The organism is Paraburkholderia sp. BR14374, from assembly GCF_040948685.1.
Taxonomy (GTDB): Bacteria; Pseudomonadota; Gammaproteobacteria; order Burkholderiales; family Burkholderiaceae; genus Paraburkholderia; species Paraburkholderia youngii.
This window is the reverse complement of the sequence record NZ_JBFPKF010000004.1, coordinates 42,517-60,750: the sequence shown is the minus strand read 5'-3', so window position 1 is coordinate 60,750 and position 18,234 is coordinate 42,517. Positions and strand designations below refer to the sequence as shown.

The 18,234-nt window shown below is 64.2% G+C and carries 14 protein-coding genes and 2 pseudogenes; 9 read left to right on the top strand and 7 right to left on the bottom strand.

Features of this window, described 5'->3' with window-relative positions:
* Positions 1 to 49: 49 nt before the first annotated feature.
* The 3 genes and pseudogenes from AB3X86_RS10495 to tssB all read right to left on the bottom strand — a co-directional run.
* Positions 50 to 304 (bottom strand): annotated as a pseudogene (locus tag AB3X86_RS10495) (type VI secretion system tip protein VgrG); the annotation flags it as partial.
* A pseudogene (locus AB3X86_RS10490) lies at positions 305 to 724 on the bottom strand (type VI secretion system contractile sheath large subunit); the annotation flags it as partial.
* 73 nt (positions 725 to 797) lie between these two features.
* Positions 798 to 1,310: a type VI secretion system contractile sheath small subunit gene (tssB, locus tag AB3X86_RS10485; protein ID WP_176379430.1), complete on the bottom strand. Its 513-nt coding sequence runs from the start codon at positions 1,308 to 1,310 to the stop codon at positions 798 to 800.
* A gap of 499 nt (positions 1,311 to 1,809) precedes the next feature.
* On the opposite strand from tssB, the gene tssK reads away from it, so the two are divergent.
* From tssK to tssE, 6 genes are all read left to right on the top strand, one after another.
* Positions 1,810 to 3,159, top strand: coding sequence for a type VI secretion system baseplate subunit TssK (gene tssK / locus AB3X86_RS10480; protein WP_368595905.1), 1,350 nt, complete (start codon positions 1,810 to 1,812; stop codon positions 3,157 to 3,159).
* Positions 3,159 to 3,890: a DotU family type IV/VI secretion system protein gene (locus tag AB3X86_RS10475; protein ID WP_368595904.1), complete on the top strand. Its 732-nt coding sequence runs from the start codon at positions 3,159 to 3,161 to the stop codon at positions 3,888 to 3,890. The genes tssK and AB3X86_RS10475 overlap by 1 nt, the downstream gene beginning before the upstream one ends.
* Positions 3,887 to 5,641: an OmpA family protein gene (locus AB3X86_RS10470; RefSeq protein ID WP_368595903.1), complete on the top strand. Its 1,755-nt coding sequence runs from the start codon at positions 3,887 to 3,889 to the stop codon at positions 5,639 to 5,641. The genes AB3X86_RS10475 and AB3X86_RS10470 overlap by 4 nt, the downstream gene beginning before the upstream one ends.
* 101 nt (positions 5,642 to 5,742) lie before the next feature.
* On the top strand, positions 5,743 to 6,228 hold the full coding sequence (locus AB3X86_RS10465; RefSeq protein WP_176120289.1) for an Hcp family type VI secretion system effector: 486 nt from the start codon (positions 5,743 to 5,745) through the stop codon (positions 6,226 to 6,228).
* Positions 6,229 to 6,353: 125 nt separating this feature from the next.
* Positions 6,354 to 9,062: a type VI secretion system ATPase TssH gene (gene tssH, locus AB3X86_RS10460; protein ID WP_368595902.1), complete on the top strand. Its 2,709-nt coding sequence runs from the start codon at positions 6,354 to 6,356 to the stop codon at positions 9,060 to 9,062.
* A gap of 14 nt (positions 9,063 to 9,076) precedes the next feature.
* Positions 9,077 to 9,502, top strand: coding sequence for a type VI secretion system baseplate subunit TssE (tssE, locus tag AB3X86_RS10455; protein WP_368595901.1), 426 nt, complete (start codon positions 9,077 to 9,079; stop codon positions 9,500 to 9,502).
* 350 nt (positions 9,503 to 9,852) lie between these two features.
* On the opposite strand, the gene AB3X86_RS10450 is transcribed toward tssE, so the two are convergent.
* Positions 9,853 to 10,149 (bottom strand): hypothetical protein, encoded by a 297-nt coding sequence (locus tag AB3X86_RS10450; RefSeq protein ID WP_368595900.1) that lies wholly within the window; start codon positions 10,147 to 10,149, stop codon positions 9,853 to 9,855.
* A 689-nt stretch (positions 10,150 to 10,838) separates the two neighbouring features.
* On the opposite strand from AB3X86_RS10450, the gene AB3X86_RS10445 reads away from it, so the two are divergent.
* The 3 genes from AB3X86_RS10445 (at position 10,839) to AB3X86_RS10435 (ending at position 13,634) form a co-directional block, all read left to right on the top strand.
* The gene (locus tag AB3X86_RS10445; RefSeq protein WP_368595899.1) at positions 10,839 to 12,131 is read left to right on the top strand and encodes a cation:proton antiporter; all 1,293 of its coding nucleotides are present in this window, start codon (positions 10,839 to 10,841) and stop codon (positions 12,129 to 12,131) included.
* Between the two features lie 413 nt (positions 12,132 to 12,544).
* The gene (locus AB3X86_RS10440; RefSeq protein ID WP_018434317.1) at positions 12,545 to 12,823 is read left to right on the top strand and encodes a DUF1488 family protein; all 279 of its coding nucleotides are present in this window, start codon (positions 12,545 to 12,547) and stop codon (positions 12,821 to 12,823) included.
* Positions 12,824 to 12,842: 19 nt separating this feature from the next.
* Positions 12,843 to 13,634, top strand: a complete 792-nt coding sequence (locus tag AB3X86_RS10435) for a phosphate/phosphite/phosphonate ABC transporter substrate-binding protein (protein WP_368595898.1) — start codon at positions 12,843 to 12,845, stop codon at positions 13,632 to 13,634.
* A 32-nt stretch (positions 13,635 to 13,666) separates the two neighbouring features.
* Here the strand turns inward: AB3X86_RS10435 and AB3X86_RS10430 are convergent, their stop codons facing one another.
* Genes AB3X86_RS10430 through AB3X86_RS10420 form a run of 3 tightly spaced genes read right to left on the bottom strand, consistent with a single transcriptional unit; the run spans position 13,667 to position 18,230 of the window.
* On the bottom strand, positions 13,667 to 15,736 hold the full coding sequence (locus AB3X86_RS10430) for a biotin carboxylase N-terminal domain-containing protein (RefSeq protein WP_368595897.1): 2,070 nt from the start codon (positions 15,734 to 15,736) through the stop codon (positions 13,667 to 13,669).
* Positions 15,737 to 15,775: 39 nt separating this feature from the next.
* Positions 15,776 to 16,573 (bottom strand): enoyl-CoA hydratase/isomerase family protein, encoded by a 798-nt coding sequence (locus AB3X86_RS10425; RefSeq protein ID WP_368595896.1) that lies wholly within the window; start codon positions 16,571 to 16,573, stop codon positions 15,776 to 15,778.
* 49 nt (positions 16,574 to 16,622) lie between these two features.
* The gene (locus AB3X86_RS10420) at positions 16,623 to 18,230 is read right to left on the bottom strand and encodes a carboxyl transferase domain-containing protein (protein WP_368595895.1); all 1,608 of its coding nucleotides are present in this window, start codon (positions 18,228 to 18,230) and stop codon (positions 16,623 to 16,625) included.
* Positions 18,231 to 18,234 lie beyond the last annotated feature (4 nt).

Here is an 18,234-nt window from a genome sequence, read left to right as displayed (position 1 = left end):
GGCGTGCTGGGTAGATTCGACGGTCGAGTCATATTTGCCATGATTGTGCTTATTCAGAAAACCCGAATTTCATGTTTCCTTCGACGTCTTGAAGGGGTGCACCAGACCAGCGTGGGAAGGTGAAATTGCGCTGCACGGGACCTTCGACATCTAGACCACCCTTGACCTGGACTTCGCCCGTACTCGCGATCTCGACCTTTCCGTTGGCGATCTTTAGATACGCGCCTGCCCCATCACCCAGCGTGATGCCCTTCGACCCAGTAATGATCACTTCGCCTGTTGACGAGCTGACAGCCACGTTGGTACGCGCGTTCTTGCGGAAATCCGTGCGCGACACCAGCGTCTTCAGACCACGCCAGCGGCCTTCGAGCGCCTGGAACTCGGGCGTGTGCAGCACGGCATCGAGCTGACGGCTGATCTGACGATCGAGCTGGCCGATATGAAAATCGAGCAGCGATTTGTCGAGGCGCTCGACCGGCTGGCTCGCTTGCGCAACCAGTTCGAGAAACGCGCCGATCCCGCGCGCGATGCGCTCGTCGGCCGACACCTCGGACAGCATGTCGTTGTCGCGGAACGCCTCGAGCGGGCGCGCCTCGGAAACAGGTTTCAGGTTGATCTTGTTGCACAGCGACGCGTAGACGCTGTCGCCGGCGAAGGACGCGTCCTGAGCGGCATCAAGCACAACGGTCTGGGTCGCGCCCTGACGCGATTCATTCTGTTCCATTTGTATTCCTGTCTGCATTTTTTCAGCGATGTAGTTGCGCAATGCTGTGAAGGCCGTCTTCGCCCCTCCCCGCTCAGGCATGGCCTTCCGGCTGCGTCGCGGCCGTCGCGATCTGCGCGAGCTCGCCGCGCAGCCTGTCCGACAGACGCTGGTCCTTCAGGACCTTTTCGAACTCGCGGCGGAACATGCCGTTGTCGAGCAGATTCGACTTCAGGTCGCGCAGCAGATTGCGCATCGCCAGCAGCGCCTGCAATTCGGGAATCTGACGCGCCACCTGCTCCGGCTCGAAGTCCTTCATCGAGCGGAACGCGAGCTGGACCGGCAGCTCAGAACCGTCGCCGGCAAGCGTGTTCTCGGCGGCGATCTTCAGGTCCGGCGCGTAATCGGCCAACACGGCGTCGAAGTTGGTCTTGTCGATGTTGACCTTCTTGCGCTCGGCCAACGGCGCCTGCTCGCGTCCCGCGCTGAAATCACCGGCGACCAGCAGCTTCAGAGGCAGCTCGACTTTCTTCTGGGCGCCCCCCGTGTGCAGGTCCAACGTGATTGAGACGCGACTCTTCGGTATTTCGCGCTGAAAGCTGTCCATACGTATTCCCCATGTAGTCCGATTTACCCTTCTTCAAGGCTTCGACGTGCGCGGCTTTTAACTGCACCGATATTAAATCAGGTTTATTGTCGCGGCGTCAAAGCCTATTGATAACTCAAAAACCGACAAAATGTGAAAAATAGTGAAGCAATGCAAATTCGGAATTATCTGACTGCGGTTCCGCTGTCAGCCCATATACTTCCTTGTCCACTTTCCGCGAAGAACCGTTGGCCTGAGCGCGGCTCAGCGGATTCAGCCCGATCGAACATTTGCCCGAATTTGTTAATTTATCTCGTACAGTTTTTAACACCATCTCAATTAAATATCGCCTACCCAAGATAAATGTATCCCACATCTCAATATAAAAATGCTTGAACTTTTGTGATATTTTTAATTTACATCGAAATGAATGTATACGACTTCCAAATACGACGTATAGAATCCGCAATCCCGGAGCGATCCGGATTAAATGACCAACACACGAGAGACCAAAACAGCTATGCGGATCGACAAACCGCTCTGGCACGAGGGCCTCATCCTCACGCAGCAGCACTTCCAGCAGCAGGAACGCTGGGCCGGTTTCGCGCTACAGCAGTTCGCTACCTGCGCGCTCGCCGAGCCGTGGGGCACACTTGGCGTCGAGGTCGACGAAGAAGCATTGGCGACGGGCCGTCTGAAGCTCACGAGGCTCAAGTTGCGCTTCGCGGACGGCACACCGATCGACACCGCGCTTAGCGACGCTCTGCCCGCCGCGCGCGATCTGACAAAAGGCGTGCCCGCCAACCTGCAAAGTGTCGTCGTGCTCGCGGCGCTCGCGTTGCCGGATGCGAACGGCAATAACTGCAGGTTTGACGAAACGTCGCTTGCGCGTCCACGCCGCGCGTATCGCGAGTTCGTCAAGGTCGTCGATCTGAACGGCGGCAGCGAAACCGAGATCGCGTCCGAGCGCCACGCAGTGCGCTTGCTGTTCGACTTCGAATCGCATGCCGACGACACGGTCTGCGCGATCGCACGGCTCGCGCGCACTACCAGCGGCCAGTTCCAGGTCGATCACCGTTTCGTGCCGCCCTGCCTGACGCTCGGTAGCCACCCGCTGCACCTCGAGCGCATCAATCGTCTGGCCGATATCCTGCAGGCGAAGAGCGCCGCGCTTGGAGCGCGTCGCAACGAACGGCTCGAGCAGGTCGCCGAATATGGCGTCGCCGACGTGCAGCTGTTCTGGCTTTTGCACTGCATTCACGCGGCGTGGCCACAACTGCGGCTCTATGCGACGCATCCGCGCCGCTCGCCCGAGCAGCTGTACACGACGCTCGCGCAACTCGTCGGCACATTGATCACGTTCTCGACGCGCACGCAGCTCACCGACATTCCCGCCTACGACCACGCGCGCGCCGACGAAGTGTTCACGAAGCTCGAGGCCACGATCCGCGAATTGCTCGATGCGATCATTCCGTCGCGCGTCGTATCGATCGACCTCACGCGCAAGAGCGCGACCACGTGGGCGGGACAGTTCCTCGAAGAGCGCATCGTCGAAGGCGCGGTCGACTGGTATCTGTCGGTTCGCGCGCCGATGCCGGCGTTCGAGCTCACCGAGCAGTTCCCGCGCCTGTGCAAGATCGGCGCGCCCGACGACGTCGAGCACATCATCAGTTCGGCGCTGCCCGGCATTCCACTCAAGGCGGTAGCGCGCGTGCCGTCCGCGATTCCGGTGCGCCTCGACAATCAATACTTCGCGCTCGATGCAGCGAACGCGGCGCACGCGAAGATGCTCGCCGCGCGCGCTTGCCAGATCTATCTGCCGGCGTCGGTGCCCGACGCATCGCTCGAACTTTACGCGGTACTGCGCTGATGAACGCCCTGCCCCGAAACGCCACCGAAGCGGCGTTGCTCGATAGCATGGCCGGCGCGCCCCGGGGCACGCGTGAAGGCATTCGCGATCTGCTGCGAGACACCGCGCTACTCGTGACGACGCTCACACCCGGCGGCCACGTGGACCACGCAACCGACTTCCGCAATCGTTGCGGATCGCTGATCGCGAACTTCTCGACTGCCCTCGAGCGGCGCGGCTATGCGGACGAAGTACGCCGCGAAGCGTTGCTCGCGCAATGCGGGCTGCTCGATGAAGTCGCGCTGCGCTATCTGCCGGCAGAGAGCCGAGCGGCGTGGGAACTCAAACCGCTGCAAGTCGAGCTGTTCAACCTGCACGACGCGGGCGAGCGCGTATTCGAACGGCTCGAGGTTCGCATGCGTGAAGCGTCGCCGCACGTCGACCTGCTCGAATGCTACGCGGCGATTCTGAGCCTCGGTTTCATCGGCCGGTTTGCGCGCGACGGCGAAGCGGAGCGCACGGCGTTGACGACCTCGCTGCATGCGCAGTTGGAGAAACTTGGCCCGGCGCCCGCAAGTACCTTCATTGCCGATCGCCCCAGTCGCCGCTTGTCCGACTGGTTTCACCGGCTCTCGCCATGGGCAATCGCGGGGCTCGCATGCGGTGCCGCCGCCATCGTCTGGCTGGCGTGGTCGAGCGCGCTCGACGCACAGCTAGCGCAACTCGTGCAAACGAAGGTCACGCGGCCGTGACGTCCGATCTGCGCATCCTGCCCGCGACGCCGGCACGTACGCCCAAGCGTGCGTACGAGGGGCTAGGTTATCCATTGCGCGCGATGCTCGCGTTCGCGGCCGTGCTGGCACTCGGGGTGATCTGGCTAGTGCTGCCGGGCGGACGTGGCGTTGCTCCGGCGCTGACGACGGTCGTCGCCTTGCTCGTGGGCGTACTCGTCGGATGGCGCACGCTGTGGCTGTCCCGCGCGCACGAATGCAGTGCGCAAGTGTTGGCCGCGCTCGGCGCCGCGAGCTCCGGGATTCCGCCGAAGCTGCGCACCTGTATGCCGCTCGTGCTCGTCACCGGCGACGGTCTGCCGGCTCTGTTCGATCGCAACGACGAGGAGCGCTTCGCGTACGTGGGCGACGGCGCTATCTGGTTGCGCGTCGATGATCCGCTGCAGTTGCCGCGTTTCGCGGTCGCGCTCAGGCAGTGGCGCGACGGACGCGCGCCCGATGGCGTCGTGCTGTCGGTGGCGCCCGCGCTGCATGTCGGCACCGACATGCTCACCCAGAAGCTGCGCGTCGTGCGCCATTGCGTCGCCGATGCCGCCCGCACGCTAGGCACGAGCCTGCCCGGCTATGTCGCGGTCTATCAGCGGCTGACCACGAGCCCACCCGGTCTGTCGGTGCCTGCGTGGTACGGGGTGTCGTCGGCGAAGCGAATCGTCGATGCCGAGCGTTTCGAACTCATGGTCCGCGCGGCCGAAGCCGAGACTCGGCGCCTGCCTGGCGACGCGGGCACTGGCAGGGCTGCCACCACTGCTACAGGTGCCGCGCGCGCAGCGGCGCTCGCGTCGCTCGTCGGCTGGACGCAGCGCGTCGTGATCGGCACGTTGACCGACCGGATGCAGCCCGCCGCGCCGTGGGAATTGTTCGGAGCCGGTTGGATCGATTGCGGTCCGGCAAGCGATTCGACCGATCCGTGGGAACGCGACGTGCAGAGGCAAACCTGTGTGACACGCGCCACCGTCGGCGCATCGCCGCTCCCGTGGCCACTACCGCAACCGCTGATCGAAGCAACCCCGCGGCGCTACTGGATCTCGCCGCGCCGCATCGCCGGCGCGCATGCGCTCACGCTGCTCGCCTGCGCGGCGGCCGTCGCATCGTGGTCCGCCGCGAAAAACAACGAAGCGCTGCTCGATCGCATCGGCGCCGATCTCGGCCGCTATTCGAGGATTCCGGCCGAGCACGACACCGCGAAACGCGACGCGCTGCACGCGCTCGTCGTCGATCGCGATCAGCTCGACCGTTATGCGCGCATCGGTGTGCCGTTGCGACTGACGTTCGGCATGTATCGCGGTGCACAGTTGCTGCCGGCGCTCGACACCGCGATCGCATCGTACGTGCCGCCGCCTCCGCCGCCGGCGGTCGTCACGCTAGACGGCATGTCGCTATTCGACAGCGGCCGCGCTGAGCTGAAGCCTGGCTCGACTCGGGCCATGGTCGGTGCGCTCGAAATGATCAAGACGCATCCGGACAAGCGGATTCTGGTCGCCGGGCACACCGACAACGTCGGCAATCCGCAGAGCAATCTGAAGTTGTCCACGGCACGCGCGCAAGCCGTGCGCGACTGGCTGATCGACGTGTCGGGCACCGCGCCGACGCAGTTTGCGATTCAGGGCTATGGGGATACGCGGCCGATCGCAAGCAACGCGTCGGACGACGGACGCGCGAAGAACCGGCGTGTCGAAATCACGCTCGTGCCGGACGCTCGCACCACCCAATAATGACTACAGTCTTTCGCCCCGAAGCATCGCGCTTCGGGATTCAGAAGCTCGGGGGCTGTTCCGGGCGATTTTCGCAGTAAATAAATCAAGGAGTAGAAGGTATGGCAATTCCGGCCTACATGTGGCTCAAGGACGACGGCGGCGCTGATATCAAGGGTTCGGTGACGGTGCAAGGCCGCGAAGGCAGCGTCGAACTCGTAGCGTTCGATCACGGCGTGCATATCCCGACCGACGGCAACACCGGCAAGCTTACCGGCACTCGCGTGCACAAACCCATCACGCTGACAAAGGAAACCGACTCGTCGACGCCGTACTTGTACAAGGCGGTCACGAGCGGTCAGACGCTGAAGTCGGTCGAGATCAGGTGGTACAAGATCGACGACGCCGGCAAGGAAAAGGAATACTTCAACACGAAGCTCGACAACGTGAAGATCGTCGCAGTCAAGCCCAGGATGTTCGACATCAAGAACCCCGACTACGAGAAGCACAACCACCTCGAAGACGTCGAGCTGCGCTACGAGACGATCACGTGGTCGTACAAGGACGGCAACATCATCCACAAGGATACCTGGAACGAGCGTTCCTGATTTGCGCGTGATTCGCGAAACCAGCGCGTCGACGCGCCGTTACCGGTTCGCGTGCCGGGCTGGTCCTTTTTCATCGGCGAGTGCACAGCGCGCTTGCTGCCTGCATCCTTGACCGGACTGCCGACATGACCTTGTGCGACGACCGAAGAAGCGCGTTTTGGGACACCACTCAACTGCTGCGCCGACTGAACCCACACTGCGCGCAGGCGCTCGAAGCGGCCGCGAGCCTTTGCCAGACGCGGCTGGCTGACGAGATCACGGTCGAGCACTGGCTGCTGAAGCTGATCGAAGCTGGCGACGGCGACATCCCCGCTGTCCTGCGGCATTACACGATCAATATCGACGCGCTGTGGGACGCGCTGCTCAGTGCAATCGATCGCTTGCCGCGCAATCTGCGCGGCAAGCCCGCGCTGTCGCCGCAGCTAGCGGCACTGCTTGCGGATGCATGGCTTCACGCGTCGGGAAGCGAAGACGCGCGAATCCGCTCCGGGAATCTGCTGCAGGCGATCGTCGATGCGCCCCATATACTGCGCGCACAGCATGCGTGGCCATTGCTCGCCGTCAGCAGCGCGCAGATCGAGCGTTTGCTGCCGCGAATTGCGCATCGGTCGTGCGAAAGTGAAATCGAAAGCGAAGATGACGAACGGCAACCCGAACGGCCGCAACCTTCGGCGACCGCCTCGGCGCCGAACGTCGTCTCTAGCACAAAGGAGACCACGCGCGCCAGCGCCGACGCCCTCGCCCGCTTCGCGCTCGACCTGACCGACAAGGCGCGCCGCGGCGACATCGATCCGGTATTCGGGCGCGACCGCGAGATCCAGCAGATGGTCGACGTGCTCGCGCGCCGCCGCAAGAACAATCCGATCCTCGTCGGCGAGCCGGGTGTGGGCAAGACCGCGCTCGTCGAAGGGCTCGCGTTGCGAGTCGCCGAAGGAAGCGTGCCGAACGTGATCCGCGACGTGCGCATCCTCACGCTCGATCTCGGCTTGCTGCAAGCGGGCGCCGGCGTGAAAGGCGAATTCGAGCAACGCCTGAAGAACGTGATCGACGAGGCGCAGGTTTCGCCCGTGCCGATCCTGCTGTTCATCGACGAAGCTCACACGCTGATCGGCGCCGGCAACGCCGCGGGCGGCGCCGACGCCGCGAACCTGCTGAAGCCCGCGCTCGCGCGCGGCGAATTGCGCACGATCGCGGCGACCACGTGGTCCGAATACAAGCAGTTCTTCGAGCGCGACGCCGCACTGGAACGCCGCTTCCAGATCATCAAAGTCGACGAACCCGACGACGACGCGGCCTGCCTGATGCTGCGCGGCCTGAAAAGCCGCTACGCGCAGTTCCATCAAGTGCACATTCGCGACGAAGCACTGGTCGCCGCGGTCAAGCTGTCGCGTCGCTACATACCCGCACGGCGGTTGCCGGACAAGGCCGTCGATCTGATCGACACCGCCGCAGCACGCGTGCGCATGGGCCTCGACGCACCGCCGGCCGAGTGGCAACGCGCGCGTGCCGTGGTCGCCGCGCTGGCGCTCGAACACGCGACGCTCGCAGACGACGAGCGCGCCGGCATCGATGACGGCGAAGCACGCCGCGGCGCGCTGGACGCCGCGCTCGCGAACGCGAAGACCGAACTCGCGGCGCTGCAAACACGTTACGAACAGGAACTCGAACTCGTCCAGGCGCTGCACCGCCAACGCGACAGCGACGCTGTCACGCGCGATCCCACCGCGTTCGCGCAAGCACGTCGCGCACTCACGACCGCCCAAGGCAAGGCCCCGTTGATCTTCGCGGACGTCGACGCCCAGGCGATCGCACGCGTCGTCGCCGAATGGACCGGCGTGCCGGTTGGCAGCCTCGTCGAAGACGAACTGCAAAGCCTGCTGACGCTGGAAGCGCAGCTCGCGACACGCGTCGTCGCGCAGCACGACGCGCTCGCCGCGCTGTCCCAAAGCCTGCGCACCGCCAAGGCGGGGCTCAAGAATGAACATGCGCCGCTCGGCGTGTTTTTGCTTGCTGGACCATCGGGCGTCGGCAAGACCGAAACTGCGCTCGCGCTCGCCGACCTGCTGTTCGGCGGCGAAGCCGCGCTGATGACGATCAATATGTCCGAGTATCAGGAGTCGCACACTGTCTCGCAATTGAAGGGCTCGCCGCCCGGCTACGTCGGCTATGGACGCGGCGGCATTCTGACCGAGGCGGTGCGGCAGCGTCCGTATTGCGTCGTGCTGCTGGACGAAGTCGAAAAAGCGCACGGCGACGTGCTCGATATGTTTTATCAGGTGTTCGATCGCGGCATGATGCGCGACGGCGAGGGCCGCGAGATCGACTTTCGCAACTGCGTGGTCCTGATGACGTCCAATCTCGGCAGCGCGCAAATCGATGAAACGACCGCGGAGAATCCCGGCGTCTCGCACCACGAGCTGCTCGACGCGATTCATCCGCAACTCGTCGGCCACTTTCAACCGGCGCTGCTCGCGCGCTTCCAGACGCTCGTGTATCGCCCTCTCGATGCGAGCGCGCTGGCCTCGATCGTGCGTCTGAAGCTCACTAAAATCGCGCAGCGCCTACACCGCCAGCACGGCGTCGAACTGAACTGCGACGAAGCGCTGATCGATGCGATGGCCGAGCTGTGTCTCACGCGCGAATCGGGCGCGCGCAATATCGATGCGTTTCTGAATCAGCGCATTCTGCCGACGGTGTCGCGCGAACTGCTCGCGCGCATGGCATGCGGAATAGCGCCCTCCAGGATCTTGCTGACCAGTTCCCCCGAAGGCAATCTGACGATCGAAATTGTCGATCGCGACGAAGCCGTCGCTGAACATTCAGCGCACGGTTGACGGTGCGCCACCCGATGCCGGCGGGACCGTCCCTCTACGACATGCTGCTCGGCCGGATCGGCGGCGAGCGGCTCGGCGCCTACGACGACCGCACGCTCGAATGCCTGAGCGTGCAGCAGAACGTGCAGCGCATTCTGAACACGCGCGCGGGCGCGTTGAAGCACCTGCCCGACTACGGTCTGCCAGACATGACGAACATCTACAAGGCATTGCCGTCGTCGGCGCACGCGCTGAAGCAGCAGATGGAAGCGACGCTGTTGAAATACGAACCACGTATTCGCGCTATCGACATCGACATCCTCGCGGACGATGATCCCGGCGTGCTGGTCAGTTTCGAAATGACGTGTCATTTGAAGAGGGCCGGTCTGGTGCGCTTCGGCACATATTTCGAACCGCCCGGGCGGCTGCATGTACGACGCCGGATGCAGGAGCGCGGGTAATCAATGCTATGCGCATCCGACTGAGACATTTGTTCACAATTGCTCGACCGACAACTCGCTATAGTGGGGAAGGTCGATCACGGGTCCGATCGACCTTCCAGACAGACATTGAGTCTGTCCTTCGGCAGCCTCGATCGCGCTTCGCGTTCGAGGCTTTTTTCTTGTATTTTCTGTTGTCGTGCCGATGTGACAGTGCGTAATCGAGCGCCCGCGATTTCAATCGGGCAAAAAAAATCCCGCACAGGGGAGCGGGATTAAAACAACAGGGCGCTGAGGAGACGGGCACGCCCTGTCTGGGACCCGCACGCACCGCAGGGATACGCGTGGTTATTTCTACGCTCGCCACGACCTCAGGCCGCCTTGCGCGCGAGGCCATCTCCCATCACGCTCACCACGTCGTCGACGACCCGAGTGGCGGCCGCGAATCCAGCCGCCAGTACTTCCCGCAAATCGGTCGCCGAACGACCGGCTAGCGGACCGACGCGGAAAGCAGTCGACCACTCGCCGCCGATCAGCCGCGTCTTCAACGTGACGTTCGCCACGTACGCGGGCCGCGCAGTGACACTGCCGACAGGTGAGCACGTATGTGTCGCATGCAACGCGTTGACCATGATGTCGAATCCACGATAACGATAGGTTTGCTCCATAATCTTCTCCGTCTTCAGCCATTTCTACACAACAGCATCTCGCCATGTATCGATGCTGCATCATTCTCGACTCGTAATTGTCAAAAATTGTCAGATCTTCGGCGATTTCCGGTTAGGGCTTTCGCTGTTTTCGGCATGCCAATTCCGGCGTCGCACATGGCCAATAGTGGGTGTCATCGGACGACAAATCGAACTACAAATTGATACTGCCAATTCAGATCAAATTGAATAGATCTTGACGAATCAAGCCGAGCGGAAGATCTCGAAATAAAAAAACTATATCCCAAAATAAAGACCGGAACTCGCCCGGCGCTTCAGTGGTCCGAACACTATCATTGCCCATCGCGGCACCTTCTGGCGAGCCTGGCTCCAACAGGTTCGCCGTCATCCGCTTGTGGTCCGATAAAGTACTTTGCGTCTGATCGCATCGTCCGTCGAGTTTGAATAAGGCGTCTGTAGCGGTACGTCGCTCTATCGCCAGCGGCAACGATCGTGTCATTGCAAACCGTAGATCGTTTATCGGATTGAATGAGCATGAATAAGGAATTGCTGGTGAAACATCTCGCTGCTTCAATATCGCAATCGTGGCGGCTTTCTCTGCCTGCCGGTTTTATGCCTCTTCGCGCAAGTTACCTCGCTGCCACGATGATCACGCGTTCGCGCCGCCGCGCAACGTGGGAGCATGCACGATGAGCGTCTTCCAGATTGCCGGCGCGCTGTTGGCCATCGTCGCGCTGTTCGGCGTCCTCAACTATCGGTTCATCAGGTTACCCGACACCCTCGGCATCACCGCAGTCGGGCTCGTCGTCTGCGTCGGCATTTCGGCGCTCGGCTTCTACTATCCGGCGATGGCGATCGCCGCGCGCAAGATCGTCGTGCAGATCGATTTCGCCGACATCGTGTTTCACGGTCTGCTAAGCCTGCTGCTGTTCGCCGGCGCACTGCACGTCGATCTGTCGAAGATGCGCACGCAGCGGCGCGCAGTGCTGATGCTCGCGACGATCGGTGTATTGATTTCGATCGCGGTGGTCGGCTTCGGCTTTTACTACGCGGCGCAATGGCTCGGCCAGCCGGTCAGCCTGCTGTGGTGTCTCGCGTTCGGCGCGCTGATCTCGCCGACCGATCCGATCGCGGTGCTCAGCGTGCTCAAGCGGGCGGCGGCGCCCGAAAGCCTCGAAACCAAGATCACAGGCGAATCGCTGTTCAACGACGGCACGGCCGTGGTCGCGTTCGTCACGCTAGTCGGACTCGCGACCGGCGCGAACGAGTTTTCCGCGGGCGCGATCGCATTCGATCTGCTGCGCGAAGTCGCCGGCGCGCTCGTGCTCGGCGCGGCGCTCGGCTTCGGCGCGTCGCTGCTGCTGCGAGGCATCGACAGCTATCCAGTCGAGATCCTGATCACGCTCGCGCTCGCGACCGGCGGCTATAGTCTCGCCGAAGCACTGCACGTGTCGGCGCCTCTGGCGGTCGTGATCATGGGGCTCGTGATCGGCAATCACGGCGCGTCGACATCGATGTCGGAGAAGACGCGCGAGCATCTGTTCAACTTCTGGGACCTGCTCGACGAGTTGCTCAATCTCGTGCTGTTCGGGCTGATCGGACTCGAAATCATTGCGCTGTCGCTGCGCTTCGAGATCGTTTGGCTTGGGCTCGCGGCGATTCCGGTCGTGCTGTTCGCGCGCGGCGTCAGCGTCGCGATTCCGCTGCTCGCACTGCAGAAGTTCCGGCGGCTCAGTCCGCATTCGGCTGTCGTGCTGACGCGGGGCGGACTGCGCGGCGGCATCTCGATTGCGCTCGCGCTGTCGCTGCCCGAGTTTCACGGACGCGAAATGTTCATCGGCGTCACGTATCTGGTCGTCGTGTTCAGCCTGCTGATTCAAGCGACGACCTTAGGTCCGCTGATCCGCCGGCTCAATTTCTCGGGCGCTCACGTAACCCAGCGGGCCGCGCCGGACTCATCGCCTGCACAAAACGCGCGCTAATCGTAAAGTGGATACCTACGCGGATCTACACCGCGAGGTTGGTGGGAAAAGCCCAAAGACAGTCCGAGACCGGCGTGAGCAGTTCGCGCGCCGATTTCAACGTTGGATTGGAGCGCCCGATTTAAGCGTCTTCTGAGCAGTGCCCGCCGTGATTCCGACTCGCGGCGGCCCACCACGAGGCAGGACCGATGGCGAGCGAATCGCCGCGGTCTTCCCTCCGGCCACGGTTCGCGCCGCGGCCCTGGCTCGGGCTTGAACGAGTCCGCCGCCAGTTTCTGGCTTACTTTCCGCCAGTTTCCGGACCGTCGCGCCTGCCGCGGCGCCGGGCATTTGGCCGTCAATGCCGGTTCTCCCACATACCTGGCAGGCGCGGTTTGTCATCCTGTCGATTCAGGCGTTGGAAGGAGTTCGCCATGTCGGTCTATGTCGATGAGGGGTTTCGGCCCTGTGTGACGGAATGCGCGACGGTCGCGTTCCGGGTGTGCTGCGACGATCGCGCGCAGGTTTTTGAAGTCAGCGCCGACGCGCTGGTCGAGTTCTGCGGCGCCGAGAGCCGTCGCAAGGAGGACCTGCTGGTCGCGTTCGAGGATGCGCAGGACGAGATCCTCTCGGTCGCCGCGCAGCGCTGGCAGTACACGCCGAGCGAGCCGGTGCGGCTCGGTTTGGACGATTTCAAATTGGTCAGACATTAGGCGTGCGAGAAACGCCTTCATGAGCTGGATCGCTGCCCTGCCGATGTACAACGTGACGCCCGCGCTCGACCTCGAATGGCGCGAGTGGCTCGACGACGTGCTGCACCGGGTCAAGCCCGCGTGCCGCATCGTCGAACCGGACGAAGAATTGCACGGCTTCTGGCGGCGCCCGAACCTGCTGATCTCGCAGACCTGCGGTTATCCGCTAATGCACGGGCTTCACGCGCAGGTGCAATTGGTCGCGACACCCTGCTTCGATGCGCCGGGCTGCGACGGCGCGCATTACTCGAGCGTACTGGTCACGCGCGCCGACGCGCGCTTCGACTCACTCGCCTCGTGCCGCGGCGCACGCGCCGCCTACAACCAGGAGGATTCGAACAGCGGCATGAACGCGTTTCGCCACGCGGTCGCGCCGCTCGCTCGCGCCGGCATGTTCTTCGGCTCCGTACTGCGTACGGGCTCGCATCTTGGCTCGCTGCGCGCGGTCGCGGACAATCGCGCGGACGTCGCCGCGATCGACTGCGTGACCTTCGCCTTCGTTGGCGATCTGCTGCCCGAACTGGCGCGGCGCGTGCGCGCGATCGGCATGACCGCCGCGTCGCCGGGCTTGCCGCTGATCGCCGCGGCCAATGTGCCGCCGGCCACGATCGCCGAGCTGCGCGACGCATTGAACGAGACGCTGAGCATCCGCCCCGAGCGAGCGAAACGCCTGCGATTGAGAGGTTTTTCGGCGCTGCCGCTGACCGACTATGCGCGCATCGGCGAGCTCGAAAGCGAGGCGCGCGCCGCGGGGTACGCGCGGCTCGCCTGATTCACGCCGTCCTCATCTTCCACTCGGCGCGCTCATCCGCCCGCCTGCTGCACGTCCAGCACCAGCAGCTGCGCGCCGTCGGTGACCTGATCACCGACCGCATACAGCACCTCGGCGACGGTGCCGGCCGCCGGCGCGCCGATCGTATGCTCCATCTTCATCGCTTCCATCACGATCAGCGGCGCGCCCTTCTCGACCACCGCGCCCGGTTCGACCAGCACCGCGATCACCTTGCCCGGCATCGGCGCGGTCAGACGGCCTTCGCCGTGCTCGGCATCCGCAGCATGCGCGAGCAGGTTCTGCCATTCGAATGCGAGCGTCTCGCCGTGGCAGAACACGTGGAACCTGTCGCCGTCGACAAATACCCGCCCCGTCAGGCGCGCATCGCCGATCGTCGCGCGGAATTCGTGGGCGCCCGCGCCGACCGACCAGCTGAAGTCCTCGCGCACGCCGTCGTGTTCGAGGGTTTGCACGAGCGCTTGCGGGTCCCCGTTGCGCGCGAAAACGACCGTGAAGGACTCGGGGCTGTCGTCGTTGGCGCGGTCGTCGATCAGGCGCCAGCCGAGAGTTTGCGTGTAACCGCTATTGAGCCGCCAGTGCGACAGCGCGTCCCACGGCGATGCGCCGTGCGCGGTGCCGCCCTCGCGCGTCAGCAACGCGGCGCACGCGAGCGCGAGCGCTTCCTTGAACGGCTTCTGCATCGGCGCGAACAGCGCGTCGTGATGACGCTCGATCAAACCGGTGTCGAGGTCACCGCTCGCGAACGGCTCGCTCGCGACGATGCGCCGCAGAAACTCGACGTTCGTATGCGGCCCGACGACCTCGCACGCATGCAGCGCGCGTGCGAGCCGCGCCAACGCCTCCTCGCGCGTCGCACCGTGGACGATCAGCTTGGCGATCATCGGATCGTAGAACGGCGTGATCGTGTCGCCCTCGCGCACGCCGCTGTCGATGCGCACCGGCGCCTTGCGTCCCGGCTCGCCGAGTCCGGCCGCGTCGATCGCGAACTCGACGCCTTCGGGCATGCGCAGATGCTTGAGCATCCCGGTGGACGGCAGGAAACCGCGGGCCGGATGCTCGGCGTAGATGCGCGCCTCGATTGCGTGGCCGTCGAGCTTCAACTGCTGCTGCGTGAGCGGCAGTGCCTCGCCCGCGGCAACGCGCAGTTGCCATTCGACGAGGTCCTGCCCCGTCACCATCTCGGTGACCGGATGCTCGACCTGCAGCCGCGTGTTCATCTCCATGAAATAGAACTCGCCGGTCGGCGTCATGATGAACTCGACCGTACCCGCGCCGACGTAATTGACCGCGCGCGCGGCGGCCACGGCCGCTTCGCCCATCGCGCGTTTGACCTCGGCCGACAGCCCCGGCGCGGGCGCTTCCTCGAGCACTTTCTGATGCCGCCGCTGCACCGAGCAGTCGCGATCGAACAAATAAACGGCGCCGCCGTGCCGATCGGCGAACGCCTGGACTTCGACGTGACGCGGCCGGATCAGATACTTCTCGATCAGCACGCGATCGTTGCCGAAGCTGCTCGCCGCCTCGCGCTTGCACGACAGCAGCGCGGCCGCGAAGTCCGCGCTGCGCTCGACCACCCGCATGCCCTTGCCGCCGCCGCCCGCGCTCGCTTTCAGCAGCACCGGGTAACCGATCGCGTCGGCCTCGCCCTGCAACAACTGCGGCTGCTGGTCATCGCCGTGATAGCCGGGCACGAGCGGCACCGCGGCCGCGTGCATCAGAGCCTTCGCGGCGGCCTTCGAGCCCATCGCGGCAATCGCTTCGACCGGCGGTCCGATAAAGACGATGCCGGCTGCCTCGCACGCACGCGCGAAGTCTTCGTTTTCGGAAAGAAAGCCGTAGCCCGGATGCACGGCCTGCGCGCCGGTCGCGCGCGCGGCTTCGATGATGCGTTCGATGCGCAGATAGCTTTGCGCCGCCGTCGAGCCGCCAATATGCACCGCTTCGTCGCAGGCGGCGACGTGTTTCGCGTTGGCATCGGCGTCCGAATAGACGGCCACGCTCGCGATGCCGAGCCGCTTGCAGGTCGCCGCGACGCGGCACGCAATCTCACCCCGGTTGGCGATCAGGATCTTGTTGAACATGAGTGTCTCGATTAAATAGGCGGTACGGGGCGGTTGTTGTTAGCGGGGCCTGTTGCGCCAGCCCGGCGTGCGCTTTTCGAGGAATGACGCGACGCCCTCGCGGCCTTCGGCGCCGGCTCGCGTCTTCGCAATCCGCACTGCCGTGTCTTCGATCAGCGCGTCGCTCAATTCGCGGCCTGCGATGTCCTGGACGAGCCGCTTGCAGGCGCGCACCGCTTGCGGGCCGTTCGCGCACAGCGTCTGCGCGAGCTGCGCGACCGTTGCGTCGAGCTGCTCGGCACTGGAGACCGCTTCGCTGACGAGACCCAGCCGCAACGCGGTCGCGCAGTCGAACGCTTCGGCGGTGACGAAGTAGCGCCGCGACGCCTGCTCGCCGAGCGCGCGAATCACATACGGCGCGATCGTCGCGGGAATCAGCCCGAGCCGCGCTTCGGACAGGCAGAAGTGCGCGCTGTCCACCGCGACGACGATGTCGCATGCGGCTATCAGGCCCATGCCGCCCGCATACGCGTCGCCATTCACGCGCGCGATCACCGGCTTGTTGCAGCGATATACCGCCGACAGCATGCCCGCGAGACGCATCGCATCGGCGCGGTTCTCGTCGTCCGAGTAGCCGGACATTTTCTTCATCCAGTTCAGGTCGGCACCCGCGCAGAACGCCTTGCCGTTCGCGGCGAGCACGACCGCGCGCACGTCGTCGCGCGTGTCGAGCGCGGTGAATGCGGCGGTCAGCTCGGCGATCATCGTTTCGTTGAACGCGTTGCGCACGTCCGGACGATTGAGCGTGACCGTCGCGATCTGGCCGGCAACCTCGACCTTCAGCGTTTCGCATTGCATGCGTAGCACTCCTTTGGCTGGCTTTCTCGCAGCGCGGCGCCGCGCGCCATCACATTCTGAACACGCCGAAGCGCGTATCTTCGATCGGCGCATTCATCGCCGCCGACAGGCCGAGGCCGAGCACGTCGCGGGTCTGCGCCGGGTCGATCACGCCGTCGTCCCACAGCCGCGCGCTCGCATAGTACGGATGGCCCTGATGCTCGTATTGCTCGCGGATCGGCTGCTTGAACGCCTCTTCTTCCTCCGCGCTCCAGCTGCCGCCCTTCGCTTCGATGCCGTCGCGCTTGACCGTGGCGAGCACCGACGCCGCCTGCTCGCCGCCCATAACCGAAATGCGGGCGTTCGGCCACATCCACAGAAAGCGCGGCGAATACGCGCGGCCGCACATGCCATAGTTGCCCGCGCCGAACGAGCCGCCGATGATCACTGTGAACTTCGGCACCTTAGCGGTCGCGACGGCCGTCACCATCTTCGCGCCGTTTCGCGCGATGCCTTCGTTTTCGTACTTGCGGCCAACCATGAAGCCGGTGATGTTCTGCAGGAACACGAGCGGAATCTTGCGCTGGCAGCACAGCTCGATGAAGTGCGTGCCCTTTAACGCCGACTCCGAAAACAGAATGCCGTTGTTCGCGACGATGCCGACCGGATGCCCCCAGATATGCGCGAAGCCCGTCACGAGCGTCGTGCCGTAGCGCGCCTTGAATTCGTCGAACGCGGAATCGTCGACGATGCGCGCGATCACCTCGCGGATATCGAACGGCTTGCGCGTGTCGACCGGAATCACGCCGTAGATGCTGTGCGTGTCGTAGCGCGGCGGCTTCGGCTCCTGCAACGCGAGCGGCGTCGGTTTCACGCGGTTCAGATTGCCGACGATGCTGCGCGCGATCCCGAGCGCATGCGCATCGTTCTGCGCGAGATGATCGACGACGCCCGACAGACGCGTATGCACGTCGCCGCCGCCGAGATCTTCGGCGCTGACCACTTCGCCGGTCGCGGCTTTGACGAGCGGCGGTCCGCCGAGAAAAATCGTCCCCTGGTTCTTCACGATGATCGACTCGTCGCTCATCGCCGGCACATACGCGCCGCCCGCGGTGCACGAGCCCATCACGACCGCGATCTGCGGAATGCCCGCCGCCGACAGATTCGCCTGGTTGTAGAAGATGCGGCCGAAGTGATCGCGATCGGGAAACACGTCGTCCTGATTCGGCAGATTCGCGCCGCCCGAGTCGACGAGGTACACGCACGGCAAGCGGTTCTCGCCGGCGATTTCCTGCGCGCGCACGTGCTTCTTGACCGTGACCGGGTAGTAGGTGCCGCCCTTCACGGTCGCGTCGTTGCAGACGATCATGCACTCCTGCCCCGCGATGCGGCCGATGCCGGTGATCACGCCCGCGCCCGGCGCGTCGTCGTTGTACATGCCGTACGCGGCCAGTTGCGACAGTTCGAGAAACGGCGTGCCCGGATCGAGCAGGTATGCGATCCGGTCGCGCGGCAGCAGTTTGCCGCGGCTCGTGTGCTTGTCGCGCGCGGCCTGGCCGCCGCCCTGCGCGAGCTGCTCGATCTTCGCGCGCAGATCGGCGACCAGCGCTTCGAGCGCCGCCGCGTTCGCACGGAAGTCGTCCGAGCGGGGGTTCAGTTTTGATTCGATGATCGGCATGACG